This is a genomic window from Burkholderia sp. RF4-BP95, from assembly GCF_001521985.1.
Taxonomy (GTDB): domain Bacteria; phylum Pseudomonadota; class Gammaproteobacteria; order Burkholderiales; family Burkholderiaceae; genus Burkholderia; species Burkholderia diffusa.
In genome coordinates this window covers 157,401-183,004 of sequence record NZ_LOSX01000042.1, presented here as the reverse complement: position 1 = coordinate 183,004, position 25,604 = coordinate 157,401, and the positions used below count along the sequence as shown (strand labels likewise).

At 69.0% G+C, this 25,604-nt stretch carries 18 protein-coding genes and 1 riboswitch; of the genes, 10 read left to right on the top strand and 8 right to left on the bottom strand.

All coding sequences use genetic code 11. The annotated features are described in order from the left end of the window. The first annotated feature begins 35 nt into the window (after positions 1-35). A complete protein-coding gene (locus WS46_RS16480; RefSeq protein WP_059691226.1) occupies positions 36-1,235 on the top strand; it encodes an MFS transporter in 1,200 nt (399 codons plus the stop codon). A 21-nt stretch (positions 1,236-1,256) separates the two neighbouring features. Here WS46_RS16480 and WS46_RS16475 read toward each other — a convergent pair whose 3' ends face one another. Beyond that, positions 1,257-2,438, bottom strand: coding sequence for an EamA family transporter (locus WS46_RS16475; RefSeq protein ID WP_059691136.1), 1,182 nt, complete (start codon positions 2,436-2,438; stop codon positions 1,257-1,259). A gap of 494 nt (positions 2,439-2,932) precedes the next feature. On the opposite strand from WS46_RS16475, the gene WS46_RS16470 reads away from it, so the two are divergent. Together WS46_RS16470 and WS46_RS16465 are read left to right on the top strand one after the other, a co-directional pair. After that, positions 2,933-3,286, top strand: a complete 354-nt coding sequence (locus tag WS46_RS16470; protein ID WP_059691135.1) for a type II toxin-antitoxin system RelE/ParE family toxin — start codon at positions 2,933-2,935, stop codon at positions 3,284-3,286. After that, complete coding sequence (locus WS46_RS16465) at positions 3,283-3,555, top strand: helix-turn-helix domain-containing protein (protein ID WP_059523570.1); 273 nt, start codon at positions 3,283-3,285, stop codon at positions 3,553-3,555. Before WS46_RS16470 ends, WS46_RS16465 begins: the two co-directional genes overlap by 4 nt. Before the next feature lie 50 nt (positions 3,556-3,605). On the opposite strand, the gene WS46_RS16460 is transcribed toward WS46_RS16465, so the two are convergent. The 3 genes from WS46_RS16460 to WS46_RS16450 form a co-directional block, all read right to left on the bottom strand. Continuing rightward, positions 3,606-4,394 (bottom strand): molybdopterin-dependent oxidoreductase, encoded by a 789-nt coding sequence (locus tag WS46_RS16460; RefSeq protein ID WP_059523572.1) that lies wholly within the window; start codon positions 4,392-4,394, stop codon positions 3,606-3,608. Between the two features lie 29 nt (positions 4,395-4,423). Next, complete coding sequence (locus WS46_RS16455) at positions 4,424-5,056, bottom strand: cytochrome b/b6 domain-containing protein (protein ID WP_059691134.1); 633 nt, start codon at positions 5,054-5,056, stop codon at positions 4,424-4,426. A gap of 88 nt (positions 5,057-5,144) precedes the next feature. Then, on the bottom strand, positions 5,145-5,396 hold the full coding sequence (locus tag WS46_RS16450; protein ID WP_059523577.1) for a pentapeptide MXKDX repeat protein: 252 nt from the start codon (positions 5,394-5,396) through the stop codon (positions 5,145-5,147). Positions 5,397-5,664: 268 nt separating this feature from the next. Next, positions 5,665-5,781: riboswitch (TPP riboswitch) on the top strand. A gap of 124 nt (positions 5,782-5,905) precedes the next feature. On the opposite strand from WS46_RS16450, the gene thiC reads away from it, so the two are divergent. The 5 genes from thiC (at position 5,906) to WS46_RS16425 (ending at position 11,561) form a co-directional block, all read left to right on the top strand. After that, positions 5,906-7,837 carry a phosphomethylpyrimidine synthase ThiC gene (gene thiC, locus WS46_RS16445; RefSeq protein WP_059691133.1) on the top strand — a complete coding sequence of 644 codons (1,932 nt, stop codon included), beginning with the start codon at positions 5,906-5,908 and terminating at the stop codon, positions 7,835-7,837. A gap of 259 nt (positions 7,838-8,096) precedes the next feature. Continuing rightward, entirely contained in the window at positions 8,097-8,312 is a 216-nt protein-coding gene (locus WS46_RS16440) for a glycine zipper 2TM domain-containing protein (RefSeq protein ID WP_059449419.1), read from the top strand. Positions 8,313-8,521: 209 nt separating this feature from the next. Continuing rightward, on the top strand, positions 8,522-8,770 hold the full coding sequence (locus WS46_RS16435; RefSeq protein WP_059523584.1) for a hypothetical protein: 249 nt from the start codon (positions 8,522-8,524) through the stop codon (positions 8,768-8,770). Positions 8,771-8,914: 144 nt separating this feature from the next. Continuing rightward, the gene (locus WS46_RS16430) at positions 8,915-9,841 is read left to right on the top strand and encodes a DMT family transporter (RefSeq protein ID WP_059523586.1); all 927 of its coding nucleotides are present in this window, start codon (positions 8,915-8,917) and stop codon (positions 9,839-9,841) included. A gap of 439 nt (positions 9,842-10,280) precedes the next feature. Continuing rightward, positions 10,281-11,561, top strand: a complete 1,281-nt coding sequence (locus WS46_RS16425; RefSeq protein ID WP_059523588.1) for an EAL domain-containing protein — start codon at positions 10,281-10,283, stop codon at positions 11,559-11,561. Positions 11,562-11,616: 55 nt separating this feature from the next. Here WS46_RS16425 and arfB read toward each other — a convergent pair whose 3' ends face one another. From arfB to recC, 4 genes are read right to left on the bottom strand one after another with little or no spacing between them, the layout of a single operon-like run. Then, positions 11,617-12,021 (bottom strand): alternative ribosome rescue aminoacyl-tRNA hydrolase ArfB, encoded by a 405-nt coding sequence (arfB, locus tag WS46_RS16420; RefSeq protein WP_044848015.1) that lies wholly within the window; start codon positions 12,019-12,021, stop codon positions 11,617-11,619. Next, positions 12,018-14,306: an AAA family ATPase gene (locus tag WS46_RS16415; RefSeq protein ID WP_059691132.1), complete on the bottom strand. Its 2,289-nt coding sequence runs from the start codon at positions 14,304-14,306 to the stop codon at positions 12,018-12,020. Before WS46_RS16415 ends, arfB begins: the two co-directional genes overlap by 4 nt. Next, positions 14,303-18,007: an exodeoxyribonuclease V subunit beta gene (recB, locus tag WS46_RS16410; protein ID WP_059691131.1), complete on the bottom strand. Its 3,705-nt coding sequence runs from the start codon at positions 18,005-18,007 to the stop codon at positions 14,303-14,305. Before recB ends, WS46_RS16415 begins: the two co-directional genes overlap by 4 nt. Next, positions 18,004-21,342, bottom strand: coding sequence for an exodeoxyribonuclease V subunit gamma (gene recC, locus WS46_RS16405; RefSeq protein WP_059691130.1), 3,339 nt, complete (start codon positions 21,340-21,342; stop codon positions 18,004-18,006). The genes recB and recC overlap by 4 nt, the downstream gene beginning before the upstream one ends. Positions 21,343-21,523: 181 nt before the next feature. Here recC and WS46_RS16400 point away from each other — a divergent pair, with 181 nt between their 5' ends. Beyond that, on the top strand, positions 21,524-23,815 hold the full coding sequence (locus WS46_RS16400; RefSeq protein WP_059523595.1) for an FUSC family membrane protein: 2,292 nt from the start codon (positions 21,524-21,526) through the stop codon (positions 23,813-23,815). A gap of 297 nt (positions 23,816-24,112) precedes the next feature. Beyond that, positions 24,113-25,480, top strand: coding sequence for an amino acid permease (locus WS46_RS16395; RefSeq protein ID WP_059523597.1), 1,368 nt, complete (start codon positions 24,113-24,115; stop codon positions 25,478-25,480). Positions 25,481-25,604 lie beyond the last annotated feature (124 nt).

The following is a 25,604-nucleotide window of genomic DNA, read 5'->3' as shown; positions in this document are numbered from 1 at the left end:
GCGCCCACGCCGCCCAACTCCGTTCCGTTGCCGCCATGTCCGCCGCCTCCACCGACCGTCCGACCGATGCCGCCTCGCCCCACTACTCGCGCAGCCTGCTGTTGCTGCTCGCGACGATCGCGGGCGTGTCGGTCGCGAACATCTATTACAACCAGCCGCTGCTCGACAGCTTCCGCTCGGCCTTTCCCGACGGCGCGTCGTGGATCGGCGCGGTGCCGACCGCGACGCAACTCGGCTATGCGGCCGGCATGTTCCTGCTCGCGCCGCTCGGCGACCGTTTCGATCGTCGCGGGCTGATCCTGATGCAGATCGCGGGCCTGTCGATCGCGCTGATCGTGGCCGCGACCGCGCCGTCGCTGGCGGTGCTCGCCGCCGCGAGCCTCGCGATCGGCGTGCTCGCGACGATCGCGCAGCAGGCCGTGCCGTTCGCGGCCGAAATCGCGCCGCCGGCCGAGCGCGGGCATGCGGTCGGCACCGTGATGAGCGGCCTGCTGCTCGGCATCCTGCTGGCGCGCACGGCGGCCGGCTTCGTCGCCGAATATTTCGGTTGGCGGGCGGTGTTCGGTGCATCGGTCGCGGCGCTCGTCGCGCTGGCCGCGGTGATCGTGCTGCGGCTGCCGCGCAGCTCGCCGACGTCGACGCTGTCGTACGGCAAGCTGCTCGGCTCGATGTGGCACCTCGCGGTCGAACTGCGCGGGCTGCGCGAGGCATCGCTGACCGGCGCCGCGCTGTTCGCCGCGTTCAGCGCGTTCTGGCCGGTGCTCACGCTGCTGCTCGCCGGCGCGCCGTTCCACCTCGGCCCGCAGGCCGCGGGTCTCTTCGGGATCGTCGGCGCGGCGGGTGCGCTGGCCGCGCCATACGCGGGCCGTTTCGCGGACCAGCGCGGCCCGCGCGCGATCATCTCGCTCGCGATCGCGCTGCTCGCGGCGTCGTTCGTGATTTTCGCGCTGTCGGGGACGAGCCTCGTCGGGCTCGTGATTGGCGTGATCGTGCTGGATGTCGGCGTGCAGGCCGCGCAGATCTCGAACCAGTCGCGCATCTATGCGCTGAAGCCCGAGGCGCGCAGTCGCGTCAACACCGTGTACATGGTGTGCTACTTCATCGGCGGCGCGCTCGGCTCGTCGGTCGGCGTCGCCGCGTGGCACGCGTTCGGCTGGACCGGCATGTGCGCGACCGGCCTGCTGTTTGCCGCGCTCGCCGGCTGGTCCCACCATCGCGGCGCACGGCGCGGCTGAACGCCGCCGCGCGCGCCGGCATCACGCGTCGGCGCGGGACGCGGCCGGTTCGCCGGCCGGCGGAAGCGTGAATGCCGGCGCGGGATCCATGACCGCGGCCGGGTCCACGACGGCGCCCGGTGCCGGCACCGCAAGCGGTACCGCGGAAGGCGCGAGGATCGGCGCCGGGTCCGGCATCGCGGCCTGATCCGGCACGGACGCCGCCTCCGCCGCCGGTTCGGCGGCCACGGTCACCGGGGCCGCTGAAGCGTCGGCCGCCGCGCGCGCCGCGGGCCGGCGCGCGGGATCGAACACGAACGACAGCCCGACGCTGCCGAGGATCGCGACCGTCGCGATCACGGTCGCCGTCGTCACGGGCTCGCCGAGCATCAGCGCGCCGAGCGCGACCGCGACGATCGGGTTCACGTACATGCAGCTGCTCGCGATGATCGGGCTCGTATGGCGGATCAGGTAGCCGTACGCGACGTACGCGGCCATCGTGCAGAACACCATCAGGTACACGAACGCGAACACCGGGCCGACCGCGACCTGCTCGATGCGCTCGCCCATCAGCCATGCGGCGATCGTCGACATCAACCCGCCCAGGCCGATCTGCAGCGACGTCGACAGGAACAGGTCCGACGGCAGCTTGAGCCGCGTCGCGAGATGCGCGCCGCCCGCCCAGAAGAGTGCGCCGGCGAGCACGCAGATCGTGCCGAGCGCCGAGTTCGCGGCGCCCGCGCCGCCCGAATTCAGCACGACGATGCCGACCATCCCGAGCGCGACGGCCGCCCACTCGCCCTTCGACACCGGACGCCCGGCCACCGCCGCGATCACGGTCGCGAACAGCGGCACCGTCGCGACCATCACCGCGGCCGAGCCGCTGCTGACGGTGCGCATCCCGAGCGCGATCGTGCCGGACGACAGCGCGACCAGCATCGTGCCGACGATCGCCGAGTTGCGGATTTCCAGCAGCGTCGGCCATTCGGGCTTGCGACGCAGCGCGAAGATGAACAGGCCGATCCCGCCGAGCAGGTTGCGCAGCCCCGACAGCAGCAACGGCGGGAACGACTGCAACGCGAAATGCAGGCCGCTGTAGGTCGAACCCCAGACGAAATAGATGAATACCAGGGCCAGTGCGACGCGGCCGCCGCGGCTTTGCGGCAGGCGGATCCGGATCGGCAGGCGGGCGAGGAAATCGAGGAGGCGGTCGAGCGGTGTCATCGATCAGCCCGCCCGCACGACGTGTCGCGTGCTCCGCTGAAAGACGCCGGCGATGCCGGCAAACGGCCCTGACGGGACCAGAAAGGCGGAGACGAACGTGCGGAACGACATGGCAGTGCGAACGGCGACGAATAAGAACCGGCAAGCGGCGGCAGAGGGTCAACAAAACGTGCGCAGACCGCTTCGGTTGCGCACGCTCGGCATTATGGCATCACGGATTCGAAAGCATCATCGGACCTGTCTGAAAGGATATCGACTGACGTTTCGGCGCGACATTTTTCGGCATCCGGACGAACCGAATCCGGGGCCGAAAACGCGCTGCACGGGCGTCGCGGACATCGCCCGACGCCCTTCCCCGCCCATCGCGATCGATACATCTGCCTGACGGCCAGTCATGCGTCGCGGGTGTTGCTTCGCGCTTATCGTGACGGTCGGCCTGCCGATCCGGTCGCCGACATTTTGTCCGTTCAACCCGCACACATCCATACAAAATTTTGTATAATTCCACCATCCTTCCGCCGAAGCCGGTCGTCTTCGTCGGCAGCGCGCTGGATGCGCTTCGCGGCTTTCCGCTGGCGGCGCGCCGCGAGGCCGGCCACCAGATCGACCAGGTGCAGCGCGGCCTGACGCCCGACGACTGGAAGCCGATGCGCACCATCGGTGTCGGCGTGCGGGAAATCCGCCTGCGCGATGCGAGCGGCGCATTCCGGATCATCTATGTCGCGACCTTCGCGGACGCGATCTACGTGCTGCACTGCTTCCGCAAGCAATCGGCGCGCACCTGCAAGGCCGACGTCGAACTGGCCGCCCGGCGCTATCGCGCATTGACGATCGAGAGGAAACGATGAGCAACGAACGCTATACGAATGTCTGGGACGCCATCGAGGGCCAGCCGGCCGAGGCCGAGAACATGAAGCTGCGCTCCGAGCTGATGATCGCGCTCAAGCAGCGCATCGCGCAGCTCGAACTCAGCCAGGCCCAGGCCGCGAAACAGCTTGGCGTCACGCAGCCGCGCGTGTCCGATCTGCTGCGCGGCAAGATCAACCTGTTCGGGCTCGATGCGCTCGTGAACATGGCGGCGGCGGTCGGCCTGCGCGTCGATCTGCAAGTGCGCTAATCGGCGTGACGCACCCGTGAAGCACGGCGGGCGCGGCCGTGCCCTGGCGTTCACGATCCGCCGAACCAGTTGTAGCCCTGATCGACCCAGTAGCCGCCCGGGTAGGTATCGGTCACGAAGATTTCCATGATGTGCTTCGGATTCTTGTAGCCGAGCTTGGTCGGCATCCGCAGCTTCATCGGAAAGCCGAATTCGGGCGGCAGGCGGCGGCCGTCGTAGTCGAATGCGAGCAGCGTCTGCGGATGCAGCGCGGTCGGCATGTCGATGCTTTCGTAGTAATCGTCCGCGCATTTAAAGCCGACGTATTTCGCGTGCGTATCGGCGCCGACGCGTGCCAGAAACGCGCCGAACGGCGTGCCGCCCCAGCGGCCGATCGCGCTCCACCCTTCCACGCAGATGTGCCGCGTGATCTGCTCCGCGTGCGGCAGCGCATACAGCTCGTCGAGCGTCCACACGCGCTTGCCCGTCACCCGGCCCGACAGCACGAGCCGGTACGTCGATGCGTCGACGTGCGGCACGTCGTCGATGCCGTAATACGCGTTGAACGGGAACGGCCGCGTGATGTCGGCCTCGGTATAGGTCGGCGCGAGCCGCTCGCCGCTGAACAGCCAGGCCTGCACGCGATCGTTCATGCGCGACACCTTCTCGAGGAACGCGTTGACCGATGCGTCGTCCTGCAGCGTGCAGCCGGTCAGCATCGTCAGGCCGCCGAGCGTCAGCACGCGCCGGTTGAACAGGCGCCGCGACGGCATCTCGAGTTCGCGGCGCACGTCGAGCTCGAGCGACTTGCGGTCGAGCGTCCAGCTCGGCCGACCGCGGTTGTTTCCGGATTCCGACATGATGAGTTCCTTCGCCCGCGGCGTGCGGGTCAGCGGCCGCGCAGCATCGCGAGCAGCGAGCGCGGCACCAGCAGCGCCATCGCGACGTGTACGACGAAAAACACGACGAGCAGCGACATCGCCCAGAAGTGCACGACGCGCGCGTTGTCGTAACCGCCGAACAGCTCGCGCAGCAGCGGAAACTGCACGGACTTCCAGATCGTGAGCCCCGACAGCACCAGCACGATCAGATCGACGATCGCGGTCAGGTACGCGGCACGCTGCACCGCGTTGTAGACGCTCAGGTCGTCGTGCGACAACCGGCCGCCCAGCGCCGCGCGCACGTCGCGCCATATCGACGCCGGCGTGACCGGCAGCATCTTGCGCGCGAGGCGGCCCGTCGCGATCGACATCGCGAGGTAGAACAGCCCGTTGCCGACCAGCAGCCACATCGCCGCGAAATGCCATTGGAGCGCACCGCCCAGCCAGCCGCCGAGCGTGATGCCGTGCGCGAACGTGAACGGCGGATAGATCGGCGACGCATCGTAGATGCGCCAGCCGGACAGTGCCATCAGGATCGCCACGAGCGCGTTGAGCCAGTGGCTCACACGCACCCACAGCGGATGAAGCTTGCGCGCGGGCGGCGTGGCAGCCGTGCGCCCGGCAGCGGGAACGGTTTGCATGGTGAAGACTCCCGGAACGTAGCGGCGGAGCGCGATGCGCGGGCGGCCTCGTGTACCGCACGCGCGGGCCGCGCCCCGCCCGCGTCGGTCAGTTCGACGGCGCCATCTTGTCGCCCGACGTCGACTTGCCCATCGCGTCGTGCGACATCGCGTCCTTCTTCATCGCGTGCTTCTTCATCGCGTCTTTCTTCATCGCGCCGTCCTTCGCCATCGCGTCGTGGCCCATCGCATCCTTCGACATCGACGCACCTTCCTTCGACATCGCGTCGTTCTGCGCATACGCACCCGTTGCGGCCATGGCGAAACCGGCGACACAGGCTGCGATCAGTACTTTTTTCATGACATCTCTCCGAAACATGGGTTTGAGGAGCCGAATAGACGGAGGACGTCGCGGGATATGACAGTCGTTTCGAGAATTTTTTCAGGGACGGCCGAAACCGCTCCAATGCTGCACCGCGCCGTCATCGTCAGCCGGGCCGCAGGGCCGTGCGGCGGTGTCATGCATCGCGGCTTGCGCGGCGGGCGCGCCGCCCGCATTGCTGCAACTGCACCGCGGCCACCGGTCTGCCACCGGTTGAAACCGCCGCGAAGCCAGTGTATCGTGTGCGCTGCTAACGCGGGGGTCCTGCAATGCGTTCGGTCAAACAACCGGCATTGCGGGTGAGAAATACCCTTTGAACCTGATCTGGATAATGCCAGCGCAGGGAAGCGTACGGATTTCGCCGCCATCCTTCTGACGAAATCCGCCGCCTCACCAAGCCTCGTCTCCTGCTTAGCTCGAGCCCCACATTCGTCAAGGGCTCCGGGCAAGCGCCGTGGCGCCTGTCCGGCGCTCACACAGGAGATTGCATGAACGCCAATCCGAAGTTTCTGTCCGCGGACGCCCACGTCGACGCCGCCGCCGTCGCCCCGCTGCCCAATTCGCGAAAGGTTTATGTAACCGGCTCGCAGCCCGACATCCGCGTGCCGATGCGTGAAATCACGCAGGCCGACACCCCGACCGGCTTCGGCGGCGAAAAGAACCCGCCGATCTACGTGTACGACACGTCGGGCCCCTACACCGATCCGGACGCGAAGATCGACATCCGCGCCGGCCTGCCGGCACTGCGCCAGCGCTGGATCGAGGCGCGCGGCGACACCGAGGTGCTCGACGGCCTGTCGAGCCGATACGGCCTCGAGCGCGCGGCCGACCCGGCCACCGCCGACCTGCGTTTCCCGGGCCTGCACCGCAACCCGCGCCGCGCGCAAGCCGGCAAGAACGTCACGCAGATGCACTACGCGCGCCAGGGCATCATCACGCCGGAAATGGAATACATCGCGATCCGCGAGAACCAGCGCCGCGCCGAGTACATCGAGAGCCTCAAGTCGAGCGGCCCGAACGGCGCGAAGCTCGCCGCGATGATGGGCCGCCAGCACCCGGGCCAGGCGTTCGGCGCCGCGGCCTTCGGCGCGAATGCACTCGCCGAGATCACCCCCGAGTTCGTGCGCGAGGAAGTCGCGCGCGGCCGCGCGATCATCCCCGCGAACATCAACCACCCGGAATCCGAGCCGATGGTCATCGGCCGCAACTTCCTCGTGAAGATCAACGCGAACATCGGCAACTCGGCCGTCACGTCGTCGATCGGCGAGGAAGTCGACAAGATGACGTGGGCGATCCGCTGGGGCGGCGACACGGTGATGGACCTGTCGACCGGCAAGCACATCCATGAAACGCGCGAGTGGATCATCCGCAACAGCCCGGTGCCGATCGGCACGGTGCCGATCTACCAGGCGCTCGAAAAGGTCAACGGCAAGGCCGAGGACCTGACCTGGGAAATCTTCCGCGACACGCTGATCGAACAGGCCGAGCAAGGCGTCGACTACTTCACGATCCACGCGGGCGTGCGCCTGCAGTACGTGCCGCTCACGGCGAACCGGATGACGGGCATCGTGTCGCGCGGCGGCTCGATCATGGCGAAGTGGTGCCTCGCGCATCACAAGGAAAGCTTCCTGTACGAACACTTCGAAGAGATCTGCGAGATCATGAAGGCGTACGACGTGAGCTTCTCGCTCGGCGACGGCCTGCGTCCCGGCTCGATCTACGACGCGAACGACGAAGCGCAGCTCGGCGAACTGAAGACGCTCGGCGAGCTCACGCAAATCGCGTGGAAGCACGACGTGCAGGTGATGATCGAAGGCCCCGGCCACGTGCCGATGCAGTTGATCAAGGAGAACATGGATCTCCAGCTCGACTGGTGCAAGGAAGCGCCGTTCTACACGCTCGGGCCGCTGACCACCGACATCGCACCGGGCTACGACCACATCACGTCGGGCATCGGCGCCGCGATGATCGGCTGGTTCGGCACCGCGATGCTGTGCTACGTGACGCCGAAGGAGCACCTCGGGCTGCCGAACAAGGACGACGTGAAGGAAGGGATCATCACGTACAAGCTCGCCGCGCACGCGGCCGACCTGGCCAAGGGTCACCCCGGCGCGCAGGTGCGCGACAACGCGCTGTCGAAGGCGCGTTTCGAGTTCCGCTGGGAAGACCAGTTCAACATCGGCCTCGATCCGGACAAGGCGCGCGAATTCCACGACGAGACGCTGCCGAAGGATTCGGCGAAGGTCGCGCACTTCTGCTCGATGTGCGGCCCGCACTTCTGCTCGATGAAGATCACGCAGGACGTGCGCGAGTTCGCGGCACAGCAAGGCGTGTCGGAAACTGAGGCGCTGAAGAAGGGGATGGAGGTCAAGGCGGTCGAGTTCGTGAAGACCGGCGCCGAGATTTATCACCGCCAGTAAGTCGGCAAGCGAACGCGGCGGTCCGCGCGGATCGCTTCGCTTCGTGACGCACGGCAGGAAGCCCGCTTTCGAGCGGGCTTTTTTTTGCCTTCGCGCGCATGCCGTGTGCCTGCCGGCGCAAGCGAAACAATTGATTACGAAACCGCTCGAGCCTTAACAAGTCCTTACAGCAGCACCACGGGGCGACGCGTAGATTGGATTCATGCGCGGCCGTCAGGCGGCCGCGCGACCTCCGTTCACTACCACAAGGACAGCGATCATGAACCATTCGATTCGGCGTTTTGGGGTATGCGCGCTGCTCGTCGCGACGGTGGCCAGCCTTTCGGCCTGCGATTCGATGACGCGGCGCCAGCGCGATACCGCGATCGGTGCGGGTGTCGGCGGCGTCGCCGGCGCGGCGATCGGCGGCAACGCGCTGTCGACGCTGGGCGGCGCGGCAGCCGGCGGCATCATCGGCAACCAGGTCGGCAAATAAGCCGACCGGCTTACCCGGCTGCCGCGCGACGCGCGGCAAGTTCCGGCCTGACGGCGTTTCCGCACTGCGGAAGCGCCGTTTTTCACATGCGGCGCCGCAACACGCCGCAGCGGCCCGGAAATGATCCGTTACCGTTTAGCGCACCTTGTCATCGCCGCGCGGCCTAAGCTTAAGCATCTGCCGATTGCCGGCTCCGCCGGAGAGACATCATGAACAGGACCCTCGTCGCCGCGGCGCTCGCGTGCACGACGCTCGCCGGCTGTTACTACCCTTACGGCTACTATCCGTCCGGCTATTACACGGCGGCGCCCGTGCAGCCCGCGCCCGTCTATGTCGATCCGGGCCCGGCGTACTACTATCCGGCGCCCGCCTATGCCCCGGCCTGGGGCGGTTACTGGGGGCCCGCGGTGTCGCTCAATTTCGGCTTCGGCGGACGCGGCGGCTGGCACCATCACTGAACGACCGCGCCTGCCGGTTCGTGACGGAGGCGAGCGGATTTCCCGGTTCTTGCCGGTTCTTGCCATTTCATCCGATCGTGAAACGACGGCACGGGAACGCGGTGTAAGATTCCTCGCATCCCGTCCCCTCGCCCGCCACGCTCAATGTCGCCCAAGAACGCCTTTCTGCTGACCGTCCTCGCTGCCCTGTGGGGCGCGTCGTTCCTGTTCATCCGGATCGGCGTCGCCGACTTCGGTGTCGCGCCGCTGATGGCGCTGCGCGTGGGCATCGGCGCGCTGTTTCTCGCAGGATTCGCGCTGACGCGCTTCAGGCCCGCCGAGCTTGGCGCGCAGCTGCGCCGTCGCGCGTGGCCGTTGTTCGTCGTTGGCGCGCTGAACTCGGGCATCCCGTTCTGCCTGTTCGCGTTCGCCGAACTGACGCTGTCGGCCGGCGTGACGTCGGTGATCAACGCAACGACGCCGCTGTGGGGCGCGCTCGTCGCCTATCTGTGGCTGAAGGACAAGCTGTCGCTGCCGCGCGCGCTCGGCCTCGTGATCGGCTTTGCCGGCGTCCTCACGCTCGTGTGGGATCAGATCGCGAACGCGCACGGCAGCACCGGCGCCAACGCGACCGCACTCGCCGCCATCGCAGCGCTCGGCGCGACGCTGCTGTACGGCATCGCGGCCAACTACACGAAGCGCACGCTCAGCGGCGTCGATCCGCTCGTCAACGCGACCGGCAGCATGATCGGCTCGACCGTGCTGCTGGCGCCGTTCGCGATCGCGACCTGGCCCGCCGCAGCCGTCAGCGCGCCTGCGTGGGGCGCCGTGCTCGCGCTCGGCATCGCCTGCACGGGCATCGCGTATTTCATCTTCTTCCACCTGATCGCGCACATCGGCCCGGCCCGCGCGATTACCGTGACGTTCGTGATCCCGGTGTTCGGCCTGCTGTGGGGCGCGCTGTTCCTCAGCGAACACGTATCGCTCGTGATGATCGAAGGCTGCGCGATCGTGCTCGTCGGCACCGCGCTCGCCACCGGCGTGATCAAGCGGATTCCCGGGCTGCGCCCGCGCGGCGGCGAAGCGGCCTGAGCGGCAGATGGGGCCGGCACCCCGCCGGTGTGGGTGCCCGCCACGCGCCGGCCGCCAATCCGCGAGCGCCGCCGGTCGACCGGTGCGCGACAGCGCATATCGAGTTTCGCTGATGGCGATGCAGCCGCCCGGCTTTGCCGCTGTGCCGCATTCTTCGCACGCGATGCATGCGGCATATTTGGAGCCGTCGCCGCATACACGGCCGGTGGCCCCTGCGTGTCACGCGCCCGGGCGGACGCCCCTTTCCAGCCGTCGGTGTAGCGTTTGCGTCTGGAGTTACCCTGATACGCGCGCCGCGCCATTCCCGTTACACTCGGATCACTCATCCGCAGAAGGCGGTTACGATGCACCACGTTCTTTCGCGTCCACCTGCGCGTGCGACGGCTTCTGCGTGGCGCGCACGATACCGCCCCCCCGATCGCCCCAGGGCACCGTTGACATGAAGCCCTCCCGCGACCTCTCGCTCGACTCCCTGCTCGAACGCCTCACGCCGACGCCCAGCGGCTGGATCGCCACGTATCGCGAGACGACGCTGCGCAGCGTGTTTCAACCGGTGCTGTCGATCACGCACAAGCGCGTGGTCGGCTACGAAGCGCTGCTGCGCGTCGTGGACGAGAACGGCGCGCTGGTTTCGCCGGTCGCGCTATTCGACAAGACGCGTGCCGCTGCCGACGCGTTGCTGCTCGACCGGCTCGCCCGCTGCCTGCATACGGCCAATTTCGTCGCGCAAGGCATCGGCGACGGCTGGCTGTTCCTGAACGTGACGCCGCGCGTGCTCGATTCCGGCCTCGTGCAGCGCGAATTCGTCGAGGCGCTGTGCCGTCATTTCGCGCTGCCGCCGAACCGCATCGTGCTGGAAGTCGTCGAGCAGCCGGCGCGCGATGAAGCCGCGCTCGCCCGCACGATCGACATGATCCAGCACCGGGACTTCCTGATCGCGATCGACGATTTCGGCACCGGGTTCTCCAATTTCGACCGCGTGTGGCGCGCACGGCCCGATATCGTCAAGCTCGATCGATCGCTCGTCGAACGCGCGAACGCGTCGGCCGACGATCGCCGCATCATGCATCACCTGGTATCGATGCTCCATCAGGCCGGCGCGATGGTGCTCGCCGAGGGCGTCGAAAGCGACGACGCGCTGCAGATGCTGATGGAGGCCGATATCGATTTCGTCCAGGGTTTCCAGTTCGGCCAGCCCGATGCATCGATCGCGCACGCGAGCGCCGCGGCGCCCGCGATGCTCGACGCCGCGTGGCAACGCTACATCGCCCACCGGCATACGCCGGCGATCGCCGAGCAGCCGGGCTTCGACGCGATCGAGCGGCTCGTGCTCGCCGGCGCGGCCGCGTTTTCCGCGAGCGGCAGCCTGCAGGACGCCGCGCAGCGCGTATTCGTGGTGCCGGCCGCACGCCGGGTGTTCGTCACGGACGAGATCGGCGAACAGTTCCTGCCGTCGATCGGCGCGCGTCCCGAGGACGGCCAGACGAGCGGCACGCGACTCTCGCCGCTGTTCCCGGAGACGCACAGCAACTGGTCGCGGCGCCCGTACTTCCAGCGCGCGATCGCAGCGCCCGGGCGCGTCGCGCTCATGGGCCCGCACTTCTCGTTGACCGAAGGCCGCGATTGCTACACGGCAGCCGTCGCGATTCGCGCACAAAACCGTCTCGTCGTGTTCTGCGTCGACTTCGTGCTCGACAGCGCGGGCACCGTGATGCGGTAGCGCATACGGCGGCACGACGCCGCCCGCCATGCAGGCTGGCCGGCGATTCGGTTCGTCAGTCGATCACCTTCCCTCGTCCGGACTTCACCACGCTGCGGCGCGACTTATGTTCGAGCCGCCGCTCCTTCGATGCGCGTGTCGGCCGTGTCGCGACCCGCGCACGCGGCGTGAACGCGACGCTGCCGATCAACGCATCGAGCCGCGCGAGTGCTGCCTCGCGGTTTTTCTCCTGGGTGCGGTATTCCTGCGACTTGATCACGACGATGCCGTCGCGCGTGATGCGCTGGTCGGACAGCGCGAGAAGCCGTTCCTTGATGACGGGCGGCAGCGACGACGCGCGGATGTCGAAACGCAGGTGAATCGCGCTCGACACCTTGTTGACGTTCTGGCCGCCGGCGCCCTGCGCGCGCACGGCGGTCCATTCGACTTCGGCCGGATCGAGCGTGTAGCGGATCATCATCGCGACGTCTCCTTGCGGCGCCGCGCGAGCGCCTCGTCGACGCGGGCCGCCAGGCCCGAATCGCGTTGCGTCCGTGTCGCGACCGCCTGCGCCAGCACGCGCCGCGGGCCGATCACCTGCACGCGCGTGCGCGCACGCGTGACCGCGGTGTAGACGAGTTCGCGCGTGAGCACACGGCCGAACGATGCCGGCAGCACGAGCGCGGCCTCGTCGAATTCGGAGCCCTGCGACTTGTGGACGGTCAGCGCGAACGCCGTTTCATGCGGCGGCAGCGCTGCGGGCGACACGGCGCGCGCGGTGCCGTCCGCGCGGCGGAACCAAACGCGCAGCACGCCCTGCGCGTCCGGCAACGCGATGCCGATGTCGCCGTTGAACAGCCCGAGCGCATAGTCGTTGCGCGTCACCATGATCGGCCGCCCGGTGAACCAGTGTGCGCCGACCGCGAGCGGCACGCGTGCGGCATGCCGCACGTGCGTGGCCACCAGCGCATTGACGTGCTCGGCGCCACGCGATCCCGTGCGCGTCGCGCAGAGGATCCGGAAGCGGTTGAGCGCATCGAACAACGGCAGCGGATCGGGCTCCGGCCCGGACAACGCGGTGCGCAACGCATCGAGGTACGCGCCGAACCGGCGCGCGAGCCGCTCGACCGTCGACGCCGCAAGCGTCTCGCCCGCATCGTCGTGAAACGACGCGGCAGCGGCATCGTCGGCCGGCAACGCGTCGAGCGTGCCCTGCACGTCGCCGCGGCGGATCGCGAGCGACAGACGGCCGATCGGCGAATCGAGACCGAAACGGTAATTGCGTTCGAGCCACACGACGCAGTCTGCGAGCGGTGCGGGTGACGCCGCGGCGATGTCGTCGGCTTGCGTGGCAACAGTCGACACGCGTGTTGCCGAACCTCCCGCGTGGGCCGGATCGAACGGCGCGAGCTCGACCTCGTCGAGCCACGCGAGTTCGTCGGCCTCGATCCATGCAGGATCGGTGGCCGCGGAGGCGCTATCGAGGTCTGTCAGTGCAGGTGACGACGGAGCGATACGTGGCACCGCGTCAGCCGGGGAAACCGCTTCGTCCTGCGGGTCGTCGTCGAACAGCGACGCCTGGCGCGTATCCACGTTGCGCCGTGCCGGCGGCTTGCGCGCCGCGCTCGCCGACGATGACGCGGAAGCCCGGGCCGGGGCTTGAGCTGCAACAGCAACCGCCCCCGCCACTTCGCCGTCCGGCACCGGCAACGCCGCGACGAATGCCGCTTCGTCGACGCCGAGCGCATCCGCGATGCGCGTGCGCGCAGCGGCGGTGAACGTCGGCCGCGCGCTGAGTTCGGCGAACACGGCGCCGGCTTCGACCGCGGCAAGCTGATCCTTGTCGCCAAGCAGCACGAGCCGTGCACCCGGCGCGAGCGCATCGAGCAGATGCGCGGCGAGCGCGACGTCGATCATCGACGCCTCGTCGACCACGATCAGGTCGTACGGCAACGGATTGTCGCGATGATGGCGGAAGCCCGCCGCCCCGCCGCCGCCGAGCAGGCGATGCAGTGTGTACGACGTGTCGGGCAGGCGCGCGGCAAGTTCCGGCGGCAGGTCGCCCGCCCGTGCGTGCAGCGCTTCCTGCATCCGCTGCGCGGCCTTGCCGGTCGGCGCCGCCAGCGCAATGCGCAACCCCGGATGCGCGTCGAGCAGACAAGCCAGCACGCCGACGACGGTCGTCGTCTTGCCGGTGCCGGGGCCGCCGCTGACGATCGTCACGCGTCCTGTCAGCGCAACGATCGCCGCGACGCGCTGCCAGTCCACTTCGCCCGTCGCGGGCCCGAAGTAACGCGCGAGACTGTCGCGCAACCGGTCGGGCGACAGCACGTCGCCCGGTGCGGCGACGCCGGCCTGCGCGACGAGCGCATCGGCGAGCCGCCGTTCGTAGTCGAAATATCGCGACAGATACAGATGGTCGTGCCGGTCGACGATCAGCGGCCGCTCGTCGCCGCGCGCGAGCGTGCCGAACGCCACCACGCCGCTCGCGGCAAGCGCCGCGCGCACGTCGTCGACCGGTTCCTCGTAGCGCTGCGCGAGCGCGCCGAGCGACACGCATACGTGGCCGCCCGCGGTCGCCCGGCTCGTCGCGAACGCGGCACGCGCCGCCCAGCGCGCAGCCGCGGCCGGCGCACCCGCACGGCGCGACAGGTCGCCGATGCGTCGCGCGAACCCTTCCGCGAGCGCGATGCCGAAATCAGCCGGCTCGGGCAGACGCGCGACGAGGCCGCCGGTGAATTCGAGCGTATCGTCGGACACGTTCATGCGCGGCCTCCTTCCATCATCCGGTCGAGCGCGTCGACGAGTTCGCGCGCGGGCCGCCGCGCATGCACGCCGGCCGGTTCGCCGGCGCTGCGCCAGTCCGGCCGCACGCCACGCACGAACAGGTACAGATAGCCCGCGATATGCGTGTCGTAGTCATAGTCGGGCAGCCGCCCGCGCAAATAGCGATGCAGCGCAACCGTATAGAGCAGCGCCTGCAGGTGATAGGCATGATCGGCCATCGCGACGTCGAGCGCGCGCGGGCCGTAAGCGTCCGGCGTATTGCCGAGATGGTTCGACTTCCAGTCGACGATCCAGAAGCGGCCGTCGTGTTCGACGATCATGTCGATGAAACCCTTGATGAAACCGGCGAGCACGCCCGCGTCCAGCGCAACGTCCGGATAGCCGTATGCGACCAGCAGCCGGCGCAGCGCGCCCAGCTCGAGCGACGGCGCCGGGAACAGGAAACCCATTTCGTCGAGCCGCTTGGCGGGATCGAGATCCGCGAGCCGCATGCCCGGCACGAGCTCCGTGCGCACGACATCGTCGACGAGCCGCGCCATCATCGCGGGCAGGCGCGTCGCGAGTTCGGGCTCGGCCTCGACTGGCCGGTCATGCAGCGCGCCGAGCGCCGCCTGGTGCCACGAATCGGGGTCGGTGAACCGACTGAGTTCGAACAGCCGATGCAGACACTCGCCCGCTGCCGCGCCGCGCGGAAACACGAGGATGTCGTCGTCCGGCGGCTCGACCGCGACGGTGTCGTCCACGGCAAGCGCGCCGTCCGGCGCGACGGCGGCAAGCGCATCGTGATCGGGCCGCAGCTCGTCGTCCGGCACGACCGCGACGCCCGCCTCCTCGCGCGCCATCGACGCGGTCAGCGAACTGAAGCTCGCCATCCGCCACGCGTCGCGCAGCACGCGCGTCGCATGGCGGGCGGCGAGCGTCTGCGATGCATTGTGGCCGGCAGCCAGCCGCTCACGGCGCGCCGGCACCGGCAACGGTGCAACGCTCACGGGCCCGCCCGCGAGCGCTTGCCACGCAGCGTCGAGCACCGCTTCGTCGGGCGGCTCGTCGAGCCACGCGTCGAACGACCGGCCGGCCCCGGCCACGAGCCAGTTCAGCACGCTGCGCCGCGCCTCGCGGGTCGAGCGCGACGACAGATAAGGCCCCGCGACGAGATAGCACCGATAGACCGCGCGCGTGAGCGCCACGTAGACGAGCCGCGCGCGTTCCGCCGCCTGCTCGCGCAACGCCTGGCGCGCGGCATGCTCGGCGGCTTCGTCGTCGCACCCGTAATGCAGCACGGCGTCGCCCGCATCGTCGTGATACTCGCGCGCGTCGGGCAGCGCCGACGCGGGCGGCTCGCGCAGCCCGCCGTCGTTCAGGAACGGACAGAACACGACCGCGTATTCGAGGCCCTTCGACTTGTGCACCGTCACGATCTGCACGAGGTTGCGATCGGACTCGAGACGCAGCTGCGCTTCCTCGCCGCCGCCGTCGAGCCGTTGCGCGGCGAGCCAGCGCAGCGTCGGCGCGATGCCCGGCTGCGCGGACGCGCGCGCCTGCGTCAGTTCGGCCAGATGGTTGATGTCGGTCACGCGGCGTTCGCCGTCCGCGCCGGCCATCAGCCGCTCGGCGATCCGCAGCTCGCGCGTGAACGTGCGCCACATCACCGCGAAACCGCGTTCGCGCCACAACAGCCGATAGCGCGAGAAGCGCTCGACCCAGCTCATCGCGTCCGCGCTGTCGGCCGCTGCGCGCGACACATCGCCGTCGCCCTGCTCCATCCGCCACAACGCCCCGGCGTCGAGGCCGAACCAGTCGGCGGCCAGCGCCGCGCGCAAGCGCCGCAGGTCGCCCGGCGCATCGATCGCCGCGAGCACGCGCTCGAGCTGCTCCGCATCGCCGGTCGAAAACACGGACGCCTGCGCGAGCTCGACGCTGCCGATGCCCCACGTGGCGAGCACGCGCTTCACGAGGCTCCCCTGCCGGTGCGTCTGCACCAGCACCGCGACGTCGCCCGGAGACAGCGGCGTATCGCCGAGCCGCACATGTCCTTCGCGCGCGCCGCGCATCAGCCGGGCAATCTCGGCCGCGCACGCCTGGGCGGCCTGTGCCTGCGCGTCGCGCTTGAGCAGCGTGCCGTCGCCGCCCGGCAGCGCCCAGATCCGGAAATCGCCGGCCGGGCCCGGATCGGTCCCGTCGACGAACGGTGCACGCACGCGCGTGCCGGCGCGCACCGCGTAATAGTCGAGCCCGTCGAGCACGAACGCGCGCGGGTTCGACATGAAGAAGCGGTTGCACGCATCGACGATCGCCGGCGTCGAACGCTGGTTGACCGCGAGCGTGTAGCACGCGCTCGCGCTTGCCCGCGCGGCGAGATACGTATGCAGATCCGCCGCGCGGAAGCTGTAAATCGCCTGCTTCGGATCGCCGACGAGAAAGAGCGGCCCGCCCGGTGCGAAGATCCGGTCGAAGATCGCGAACTGCAGCGGGTCCGTATCCTGGAATTCGTCGATCAGCGCGGCCGGATAGCGCGCGCGCAGCGTCTCGGCGAGCCACGGATGCGCATGCAGCGCGTGATAGAGGTTCGCGAGCAGATCGTCGAACGACACGACGCGGCGCGTACGCTTGCGCTCGGCCAGCTCGCCCGGCGCGGTGTCGAGCCAGTCGGCGACCAGCGCGAGCCAGCGCGCGCGCTGCGCGGCCTCGGCGGCGGCCACCGCCGCTTCGAGCGCGTCGGCGACGTCGAAGAATGGGTGTTCGGGGGTCGCGCCGCCCTTTTTCGTCGCCTTCGCGAGCGCCGTGCGCGTGAGCTTGAGCGCCGCCTTGGGCAGCGCGGCGGCGGCGTTGCCTTGCGCGAAATGCGCGGACCACGCGCCGAGCGCATCGGCGACGGCGTCGGGCTTGTGCGAACGCTGATTGAGCACGGGCTGCGCGGTGCGCAGCAGCGCGTCGATCGCCTCCCGCTCGTCGGCCCACATCCGCGCGGCCTCCGCGAAGCATTCGACGGCAGCGGCCTCCGCCGAGGCGTCCGGTTCGACGACGCCGTCCCAGCGTAGCGCGGCGAGCGGCTTCTTCAGCCGCCGCGCGAGCTGGGCATCGAGCGCGGCCGGGCCCGCGCCCGAATCGACGAGCCACGTCGCGAAGCCGGGCCAGCGCGCGGCCATCGGCTCGACGCGCGTGCGCCAGAAGTCCGCCGCGAGCTCGAAGCGCAGCGCCGCATCGTCGGCCTGCATCTCGAACGCGAACGGCATCGCGGCCGCGAACGGCGCTTCCTGCAGCGCACGCTGGCAGAACGCGTGGATCGTGTGGATCGCCGCCTGGTCGAATGCGCGCAGCGCACGCCGGATCCGCTTCGCGGCGGTCTCGGGGTCGAGCGCGCCGGCTTCGCCGAGCGTCGTCTCGAGCAGGCGCGCGACGAACGGATCGCCGCCGTCGTCGCCGGTATCGAGCGCATGCGCGAGCTGCGCCAGCCGCCCGCGGATCCGCTCGTGCAGCTCGGCCGTTGCCGCCTTCGTAAAGGTCACGACGAGGATTTCATCCGCGCCGAGATCCTTCTCCAGCAGCAGGCGCACGTAAAGCGCGCAAATATTCCACGTCTTGCCGGTACCGGCCGACGCCTCGATCTGGTTGACGCCGTCGAGCGGACACGCGAACACATCGAGTTCGAGCGCCGCCTGCGGCTGGGATGCGGCACTCATGCGACCTCCTTCAGATGTTCCAGCATCGGCTCGAACACGAGCCGCGCGAGTGTACCGAACGGCTCGTCGAGCGAAGGATGCGCGCCGCGCCATGCGATCGCGATCGCCGGATCGTCGGCTTCGCTCACCACGCGCTCGTTGATCCAGACGCTCGCCGCCTTCGCCTCGCCGTCGAAAATGCGCGCCCACGCGCTGCGCGGGAAGAACCGCAGCGGCATGCGCCGCCCCGCGCGAAACAGCGCGGCGAGCGGCGCGAGACGCTCGAGCGGTGCCGCGACCGGCGTGAGTTCGAACGCGCCGCCGCTGCCGAACCACAGCGTGCGGCGCGGACCGTCGGGCTCCACCGCGCAGTAGACGAGGTGCGCGAGCCACGCGGACAGGTAGTCGCGCGCGCTCGGCCGTGCATAGCGGTAGATGATCTGGCCTGCCGGCGTCAGCCGGTTCAGCGTGCCGTGCAGCTCGAGCGGCGCACTCACCGCATCACCGGACAGCATCGCGTCATCGGCACCGAACAGCGCCTGTTCGGTGTCGGGCCAGGCAGGCGCGATCGCGAGCGTGAACGGCCGCCGTTCCATGCCGTCCGCCAGCGCACGCCGCACGTTCGACGCAAGCTGCGTCATCGAGCCGAGCGCCTGGTCGCGCCAGACCGCGCCCGTCGCGCCGCCCGGCAGTTCCGGGCTGGCGTCCGCGATGCGCAGCGCATGATCGTGCACGCCCCCTTCGTCCGATTCGATCAGAAGCGGCAGCACGCGCTCGGCGAGCGCGTCGCTGCCCGCGAAGTCGAGTGCGAACGGCTCCGTGTCGAGCAGTTCGGCCTGCGCGTCGGACAACACGATGCCGAGCCGCGCACGCAGCAGCGCGCGGGCCGGATGCCGCCAGAACCGTTCGAATTCGCTGAACGCGACAGGTTCGACCGGCTCGGCCGGCAGCGGCTGCGCGAAGAACGCCTGCTCGCGCGTCGCGTCGCGCGCGGCTTCGGCTGCCAGCAGCGACGCCAGCGTCGCGCGCTCGGCGTCGTACGACGCCAGTTCGCTGCCGGGCCGGAAATACTCGGCCGCGAACGGTTGCAGCGGATGTTCGACGATGAACGCGCGCCGCGCGGCATCGACCGCGTCCGGTGGGGCATCCTCGCCGGCCGTGACGAGCGCGAGATGGTCGAGCAGTTCGTCGACGAGCGCCGCGGGCGGCAACGGCGCGTTGTCGCGAATGCTGCGCCCCGTATAGGCAATCAGCAGCCGGTCGCGCGCAGCGAGCAGCAGGTCGAGGAACAGATTGCGTTCGTCGTCGCGACGCTGCCGGTCGCCGAGCTTCGGCAACACGGCCATCAGGTCGAACTCGTCCGCGCGCGCGAGGCTCGGCAGCACGCCGTCGTCCATGCCGAGCAGGCACACGACGCGGTATGGCAGCCCGCGCAGGCTCGTCAGCGACGAGAACGTGACGCCGCCCCACGGCACCCCGCCGCGCGCCGGATCGTCGAGCGCGGCTGTCAGCCCCGCGCGTACGACGGCCGCGGGCAAGGCTTCGTCGGGCGCGCCTTCCGTCATCGCGGCCAGCATCGCGTCGAGCGCGTCGCGCACGCCCGAGAGCGCATCGGCATACGCGGCGCCGGAGTCGAAGAACCGCGCGAGCGTGTCGGCGAACAGTTCGCTCCATGCGCGCGGCGTGTGCGCGTCGGCGAGCCGTCGCGAGAAGCCGTCGAGATCGTCCGTGAAGCGCGCGAGCCGGCCGAGCAGTTCGGCCTCGCTGCCGGTGGCCGCCTCGATCGGCAGCCACGCGCCGACCGGTGCCGCGCCCTCGGGCATCGCATAGCCGAGGAAGAGGCGCGCGAGCGCATCGGAAAACGTATGGCGCGGCGCAGGCACCGCTGCATCGTCGCTCACCGTCGGCGACAGCCCGCGCCGCGCGCCGGCGGCCGCGAGCCAGGTCTGAACCGTCTCGAGCGCGGTTGCGTCGATGCCGTAACGGGCCGCCACTGCATCGACGCGCAGCCATTCGACCAACTCGGGCGCGCCGACCTGCCGTTCCGGCAACGCGAGCCATTCGAGCAGCACGCGCGCGACCGGGTTCGCCTGCGACGGCGGCAGGCCGGTGATCCGGTAAGGCACGCGCGCGCCGCCGGCGCCCGCGGTGCCGAACACGGCATCGATCAGTGGCCCGGCCGCTGCGAGATCGGCGACCGCCACGAGCACATCGGACGGCTGCAGCGTCGCGTCCGCATCGAACCACGCGAGCAGGCGGTCATGCAGCACCTCGAGCTGGCGCGCGAGGCTGTGGCATACGTGCACCTCGATCCCGCGCTCGGCCGGCGCTTCGCCGAGCTCCGCCTCCGGTTGCAGGTCGAGGATCGCGTTCTGCACGCGCGCGAGCCAGGTCGGCGCGGGATTCCCGACGAAACGCGACGCATCGCCCGACGCGGCGCTTTCAGTCAGTTCGTGCAGCATGTGCAACTGCGCCTGCGTCTGCCGGCCCCACTCCGCGAGCAGCGGATGGCCGACTTCCTGATAGTCCAGGCGGCCGGCCGCGTCAAGCGCCTCGGCATGCGCGGCGGTGACGATGTCGAACCAGAATTCGCGGCACGGATTGAGCGCATAGACGCGCACGTCGATCCAGCGCGACAGCTCGCGCAGCAGCGCGACGTGCAGCGGCGGCATCGTCGGCAGCGCGAACACGCTGACCGATTCAGGCCAGTCGGCACGCGCGACGGTTTCGGGATCGAGGTTGCGCGCCTCCACGAGGAAGCGATGCGCGGGCGGCGTGCCGCTGTCGCTCAGCTCCGCAAGCAGCGCGCGCCACAGCGCCGCCTGCCAGTGCTCGTCGTCGCGTGCGGCATCGCTGATTCCGCGCGGCGCGACGTCGCCCGCGAGCACCGACTCGCCGGCCTGCCATGCGGCCAGCCATTCGGGCCGATAGGTCAGGTAATGATCGAGCACGGCCGCGACGCGCTGTGCGAGCTCGTAGCGCATCGCGTCGTCGGACGCGGACAGATACGCAGCCAGCCGCGGCGACGCGAGCCACGGCGCGCCGCTCGCGCCCTGCGCGAACAGCCGATAGCAGCGCCACACGAGGCGGTCCGGCGCGAACGGCGAGCGGGCGGGCACCGTCAGCACGCGGCCGATCTGCGCCCACAGCCATTGCGCGAGATACGTAAACTCGACGTTCGCGCACACGCCGTGGCGCACGGCGATGTCGAGTTCCAGACGGCGGCGCAGCGCCGCGCTCGGCACGATGACCTGTTGCGGCGCCCACGGGCCGTTGCGGGCCGGAAACGCGGCCAGGTCGTCGAGCAGCGCGTCGGCCAGCGTTTCGTGACGGTTCGAATAGAAGAGATGGAGCATGAAGCGGGTGTCGGAGCCTTGCGCCGGCCAGGCCGTGCGAACGGGAGCACCAAGGATAGCAAAAGGACCGTCGCGGCGAACCTCGTCCGAAAGGCCAGGTTTTGCGGACCACGAAATACGATAGACTCGTCGCCAGTCAATACGCCGCCCCGGGCGTCTTCGTCTGTCATTCAGCCCATCGATGCGCTATTCGGTCGAAATCAGAAAGTTTTTCTACAGCCAGTACTTTTTCGGCGGCCTGCGGATCGCGGTCGGCGTATCGCTGCCGGCCGTGCTGTGCCTGATCGTGTTTCACAACCGGGAGCTCGGCTTCACGATCTCGACCGGCGCGCTCGGCGCGTGCGTCGTCGACATGCCGGGCCCGCTGAAGTACAAGCACAACGAAATGCTCGCGTGCAGCGTGATCGGCTTCCTGGCTGCGCTCGCGACCGGCCTCGCCACGCCGAACATCTTCGCGTTGTGGCTGACGATCGTGCCGCTCACGTTCGTGCTGTCGCTGATCGTCGTCTACGGCAACCGCTGGCCGCAGATCAGCTTCGCGACGCTGTTCATGATGGTGATGACGCTCGAGGAGAAGTTCACGCCGCTGCAGGCGTTCGTCAATGCCGGCTGGATTCTCGCGGGCGGCCTCTGGTACACGTACTGGGCGACGCTCGTGTCGCAATGGCAGGCGCGCCGGATCGAACAGCAGGCGCTCGCCGAAAGCCTGTTCGCGTGCGCCGACTACCTGCTCGCGCGTGCGCAGTTCTACGATCTCGATGCCGATCTCGACGAGTGCTATCGCAATCTCGTCGCGAAGCAGATCACCGCGGTCGAAACGCAGGAAACCGCGCGCGACATCGTGCTGCGCAACCTGCCGAAGCTGCGCCGCGGCAAGCTCGATCCCGGCCGCACGACGATGTACAACCTGTTCATCAACAGCGTCGACCTGCACGAGCTGTTCGTCGGCGCGCACACCGACTACCCGCTCGTGCGCAACACGTTCGGCGGCTCCGACCTGATCATTTTCTATCGCGACCTGATCCGCAAGGCGGCCCGCGACCTCGAGGAAATCGGCCTCGCGGTGCTCGAGAATCGTGCGCCGCATTCGCGGATCAGCGTCAAGGCCGAACTGCGCGCGATCGAGTACGAGATCGAGCTGATGCGCAAGAAGAACTTCCCCGCCACCAACGCGGAAGCCTACGCAGCCGTGCTCGCGACGTTCCGGCGCATCTGGAGCGCGACGCGCCTGATCGACCGGATGCGCCGCAACCTGTCGGGCCATGCCGACCCGCAGCAGACCGAACTGAAGATCGACAAGGCGCTCACGCGCTTCCTGCAGCGGCGCCGGATGTCGCCGCTGCTGATCTTCTCCAACCTGAACATGCGCTCGCCGAGCTTTCGCCACGCACTGCGCGTGACGATCGCGGTCGCGGTCGGCTTCTGGCTCGGCCGGCTGCTGCCGCTCACGAACGCCTACTGGATCGTGATGACGACCATCATCATCCTGAAGCCCGGCTACTCGCTCACCAAGCAGCGCAACGCGCAGCGTATCGTCGGCACGTTGATCGGCTGCGCGGCGAGCATTGCGCTGATCTACACGGTCAAGGAGCCGCACCTGCTGATCGCGATCATGTTCGGATCGATGGTGATGAGCTACAGCCTGCTGCTGTTCAACTACGCGGCGAGCGTCGTGTTCACGTCGTCTTACGTGCTGCTGATGTTCCACCTGCTCGCGCCGGGCAGCATGCGGATCATCGGCGAGCGCGCGATCGACACCGTGGTCGGCTGCATGATCGCGATCGCAGCGAGCCGCCTGTTCCCGTACTGGGAATACCGGCTGATGGGCAAGCTCGTCACCGACATGCTGACCTCGACCCGCAAGTATTTCGAGGCCGTGTGGCGCGCCGGGCGCGGCGTGTCGCCGCCGCCCGTGCCGGCTGCCGACGGCGCTGCGGTCGTGCCGGTCGTCGCCGCGGCGATCGAGACGCCGGCCACCGCCCTCGACGACGACTACCGCTACCGCCTCGCGCGCAAGGACGTGCACATCGCGTTCGCGAACCTCGGCCAGGCGTTCCAGCGAATGATGATCGAGCCCAAGGCACACCAGCGCTTCGTGCCGGAACTGAACGACCTGCTCGTGCAGACGCACGTGCTCGGTGCCCAGATCACCGCCGCCGCGCCGCTGATCCGCAGCGCGTGCGCGGCCGACGAGAACATCGTCCACGACGATGCGTTGCGCCGCGGCCTGTCCGCCGTGCTCGAGAACCTGGAGAAGGCGGAAGCCGGCGAGCCGCCGCCGGCCGACCAGCTCGACGCGACGAAGCAGATCACCCGCGACCTCGATGCGATGGTCGTGTCCGCGGAAAAATCCGACGCGGTGGGTGCCGAGCTCACGCACGACCTGAAGGTGCTCGCGCACCAGTGCAAGCAGATGCTCGCGTCGTCGCTGCTGATCCGCAAGGACGCGAGCATCATCCGCCTGCCCGCATGAGGCCCTGACGTCGTTCCGCCACCGGCCGCCCGCGCACGCAAGCGGGCCGGCCGGCAGCGCTCCCCGCTCCCGCAACTTCCTCCCGAAGCATGACCCGCACGCCCCATACGGCCCACGCGTCCGCCGCGCGACGGCCCCACCTCCGATTGCACCGGTTGCGCCAGTCAGGGAATACCCGATTCCGGTCGCAGGCTCCGGCTTGTTATCATTCCGACATCTTCAAGTTGTATATACAACTTGAACCAACCGGGCCGGCCCCGTTCGCCCGGTCCGTCGCATAACGATATCGGAGACTCGATGAAGAACTTGCAGCGCCATCTGAGCGCGCGGCACATCCGCTTTCTCGCGCTGGGCTCGGCGATCGGCACCGGCCTGTTCTACGGCTCGGCGTCCGCGATCCAGCTCGCGGGCCCGGCGGTAATCCTGGCCTATATCCTGGGCGGCGCGGCTGTCTACATGGTGATGCGTGCGCTCGGCGAGATGGCCGTGCGCGAGCCCGTCGCCGGCTCGTTCGGCCACTACGCAACCGAAAACCTCGGCCCGTTCGCGGGCTTCGTCACCGGCTGGACCTACACGCTCGAAATGGTGATCGTCGCGATCGCCGACATCACGGCATTCGGCATCTACATGGGCTTCTGGTTTCCGGATGTCCCTCAATGGATCTGGGTGCTCGGCGTCGTCGCGGTCATCTGCGGGCTGAACCTGTGCCATGTGAAGGTGTTCGGCGAGCTCGAGTTCTGGCTGTCGATCATCAAGGTCGGCGCGATCGTCGCGATGATCGGCGGCGGCGTCGCGATCCTGCTGACCGGCATGCATTTCGGCCATTCGGCCGACGTGCCGACGTTCGCGAACCTGTGGAACCATGGCGGCTTCTTCCCGAACGGGATCGGCGGGTTGATCGCGTCGCTGTCGGTCGTGATCTTCGCGTACGGCGGCATCGAGGTGATCGGGATGAGCGCCGGCGAGGCGAAGGACCCTGAGCGCGTGATTCCGCGCGCGATCAACGCGGTGCCCGCGCGCATCCTGTTGTTCTACGTGCTGACGATGGTCGTGCTGATGTCGATCAGCCCGTGGACGGGCGTCGGCAGCGACGGCAGCCCGTTCGTGCAGATCTTCTCTGCGCTCGGCGTGAAGTCGGCCGCGACCATTCTCAACCTCGTGGTGATCAGTGCGGCGATCTCGGCGATCAACAGCGACATCTTCGGCGCGGGCCGGATGATGTTCGGGATGGCGCGGCAGGGCCAGGCGCCGCGCGTGCTGATGGCGACGTCGCGGCACGGCGTGCCATGGGTCACGGTGCTCGTGATGGCCGGCGCGCTGCTGATCGGCGTGCTGCTCAACTACCTGATGCCGAAGGACGTGTTCCTGGTGGTCGCGGCGATCGCGACGTTCGCGACCGTGTGGGTGTGGCTGATGATCCTGCTGTCGCAGGTCGCGATGCGCCGCCGCCTGTCGAGCGCGGAGGTCGCGGCGCTGAAGTTCAAGGTGCCGCTGTGGCCCGTCGCACCCGCGCTGACGATCGCGTTCATGGCTTTCGTGATCGTGATGCTCGGCTGGTTCGAAGATACGCGCGTCGCGCTCTACGTCGGCGCGGCATGGCTCGCGCTGCTCGCGCTCCTGTTCTACGCACGAGTCCGCCCGAAATTTGCGCCTGCGTCACGTTGACGCACGGCTGACCTTCCACGCGGCGCGCCGGCTTCGGCGCCCGCATCTATCGCGGCGCGACGCCTCGCGCCGCCCACCGCTTCCACGCTTCCTGCCGTTCCTGCGCATCGCTGGCGGCCCGACC

Bases quoted from the DNA above. Each gene is read 5' to 3' on its own strand.
- WS46_RS16480 (WP_059691226.1), top strand. From the start codon at position 36: ATGTCCGCCGCCTCCACCGACCGTCCGACCGATGCCGCCTCGCCCCAC.
- WS46_RS16475 (WP_059691136.1), bottom strand. From the start codon at position 2,438: ATGACACCGCTCGACCGCCTCCTCGATTTCCTCGCCCGCCTGCCGATC.
- WS46_RS16465 (WP_059523570.1), top strand. From the start codon at position 3,283: ATGAGCAACGAACGCTATACGAATGTCTGGGACGCCATCGAGGGCCAG.
- WS46_RS16460 (WP_059523572.1), bottom strand. From the start codon at position 4,394: ATGTCGGAATCCGGAAACAACCGCGGTCGGCCGAGCTGGACGCTCGAC.
- WS46_RS16455 (WP_059691134.1), bottom strand. From the start codon at position 5,056: ATGCAAACCGTTCCCGCTGCCGGGCGCACGGCTGCCACGCCGCCCGCG.
- WS46_RS16450 (WP_059523577.1), bottom strand. From the start codon at position 5,396: ATGAAAAAAGTACTGATCGCAGCCTGTGTCGCCGGTTTCGCCATGGCC.
- thiC (WP_059691133.1), top strand. From the start codon at position 5,906: ATGAACGCCAATCCGAAGTTTCTGTCCGCGGACGCCCACGTCGACGCC.
- WS46_RS16440 (WP_059449419.1), top strand. From the start codon at position 8,097: ATGAACCATTCGATTCGGCGTTTTGGGGTATGCGCGCTGCTCGTCGCG.
- WS46_RS16435 (WP_059523584.1), top strand. From the start codon at position 8,522: ATGAACAGGACCCTCGTCGCCGCGGCGCTCGCGTGCACGACGCTCGCC.
- WS46_RS16430 (WP_059523586.1), top strand. From the start codon at position 8,915: ATGTCGCCCAAGAACGCCTTTCTGCTGACCGTCCTCGCTGCCCTGTGG.
- WS46_RS16425 (WP_059523588.1), top strand. From the start codon at position 10,281: ATGAAGCCCTCCCGCGACCTCTCGCTCGACTCCCTGCTCGAACGCCTC.
- arfB (WP_044848015.1), bottom strand. From the start codon at position 12,021: ATGATGATCCGCTACACGCTCGATCCGGCCGAAGTCGAATGGACCGCC.
- WS46_RS16415 (WP_059691132.1), bottom strand. From the start codon at position 14,306: ATGAACGTGTCCGACGATACGCTCGAATTCACCGGCGGCCTCGTCGCG.
- recB (WP_059691131.1), bottom strand. From the start codon at position 18,007: ATGAGTGCCGCATCCCAGCCGCAGGCGGCGCTCGAACTCGATGTGTTC.
- recC (WP_059691130.1), bottom strand. From the start codon at position 21,342: ATGCTCCATCTCTTCTATTCGAACCGTCACGAAACGCTGGCCGACGCG.
- WS46_RS16400 (WP_059523595.1), top strand. From the start codon at position 21,524: ATGCGCTATTCGGTCGAAATCAGAAAGTTTTTCTACAGCCAGTACTTT.
- WS46_RS16395 (WP_059523597.1), top strand. From the start codon at position 24,113: ATGAAGAACTTGCAGCGCCATCTGAGCGCGCGGCACATCCGCTTTCTC.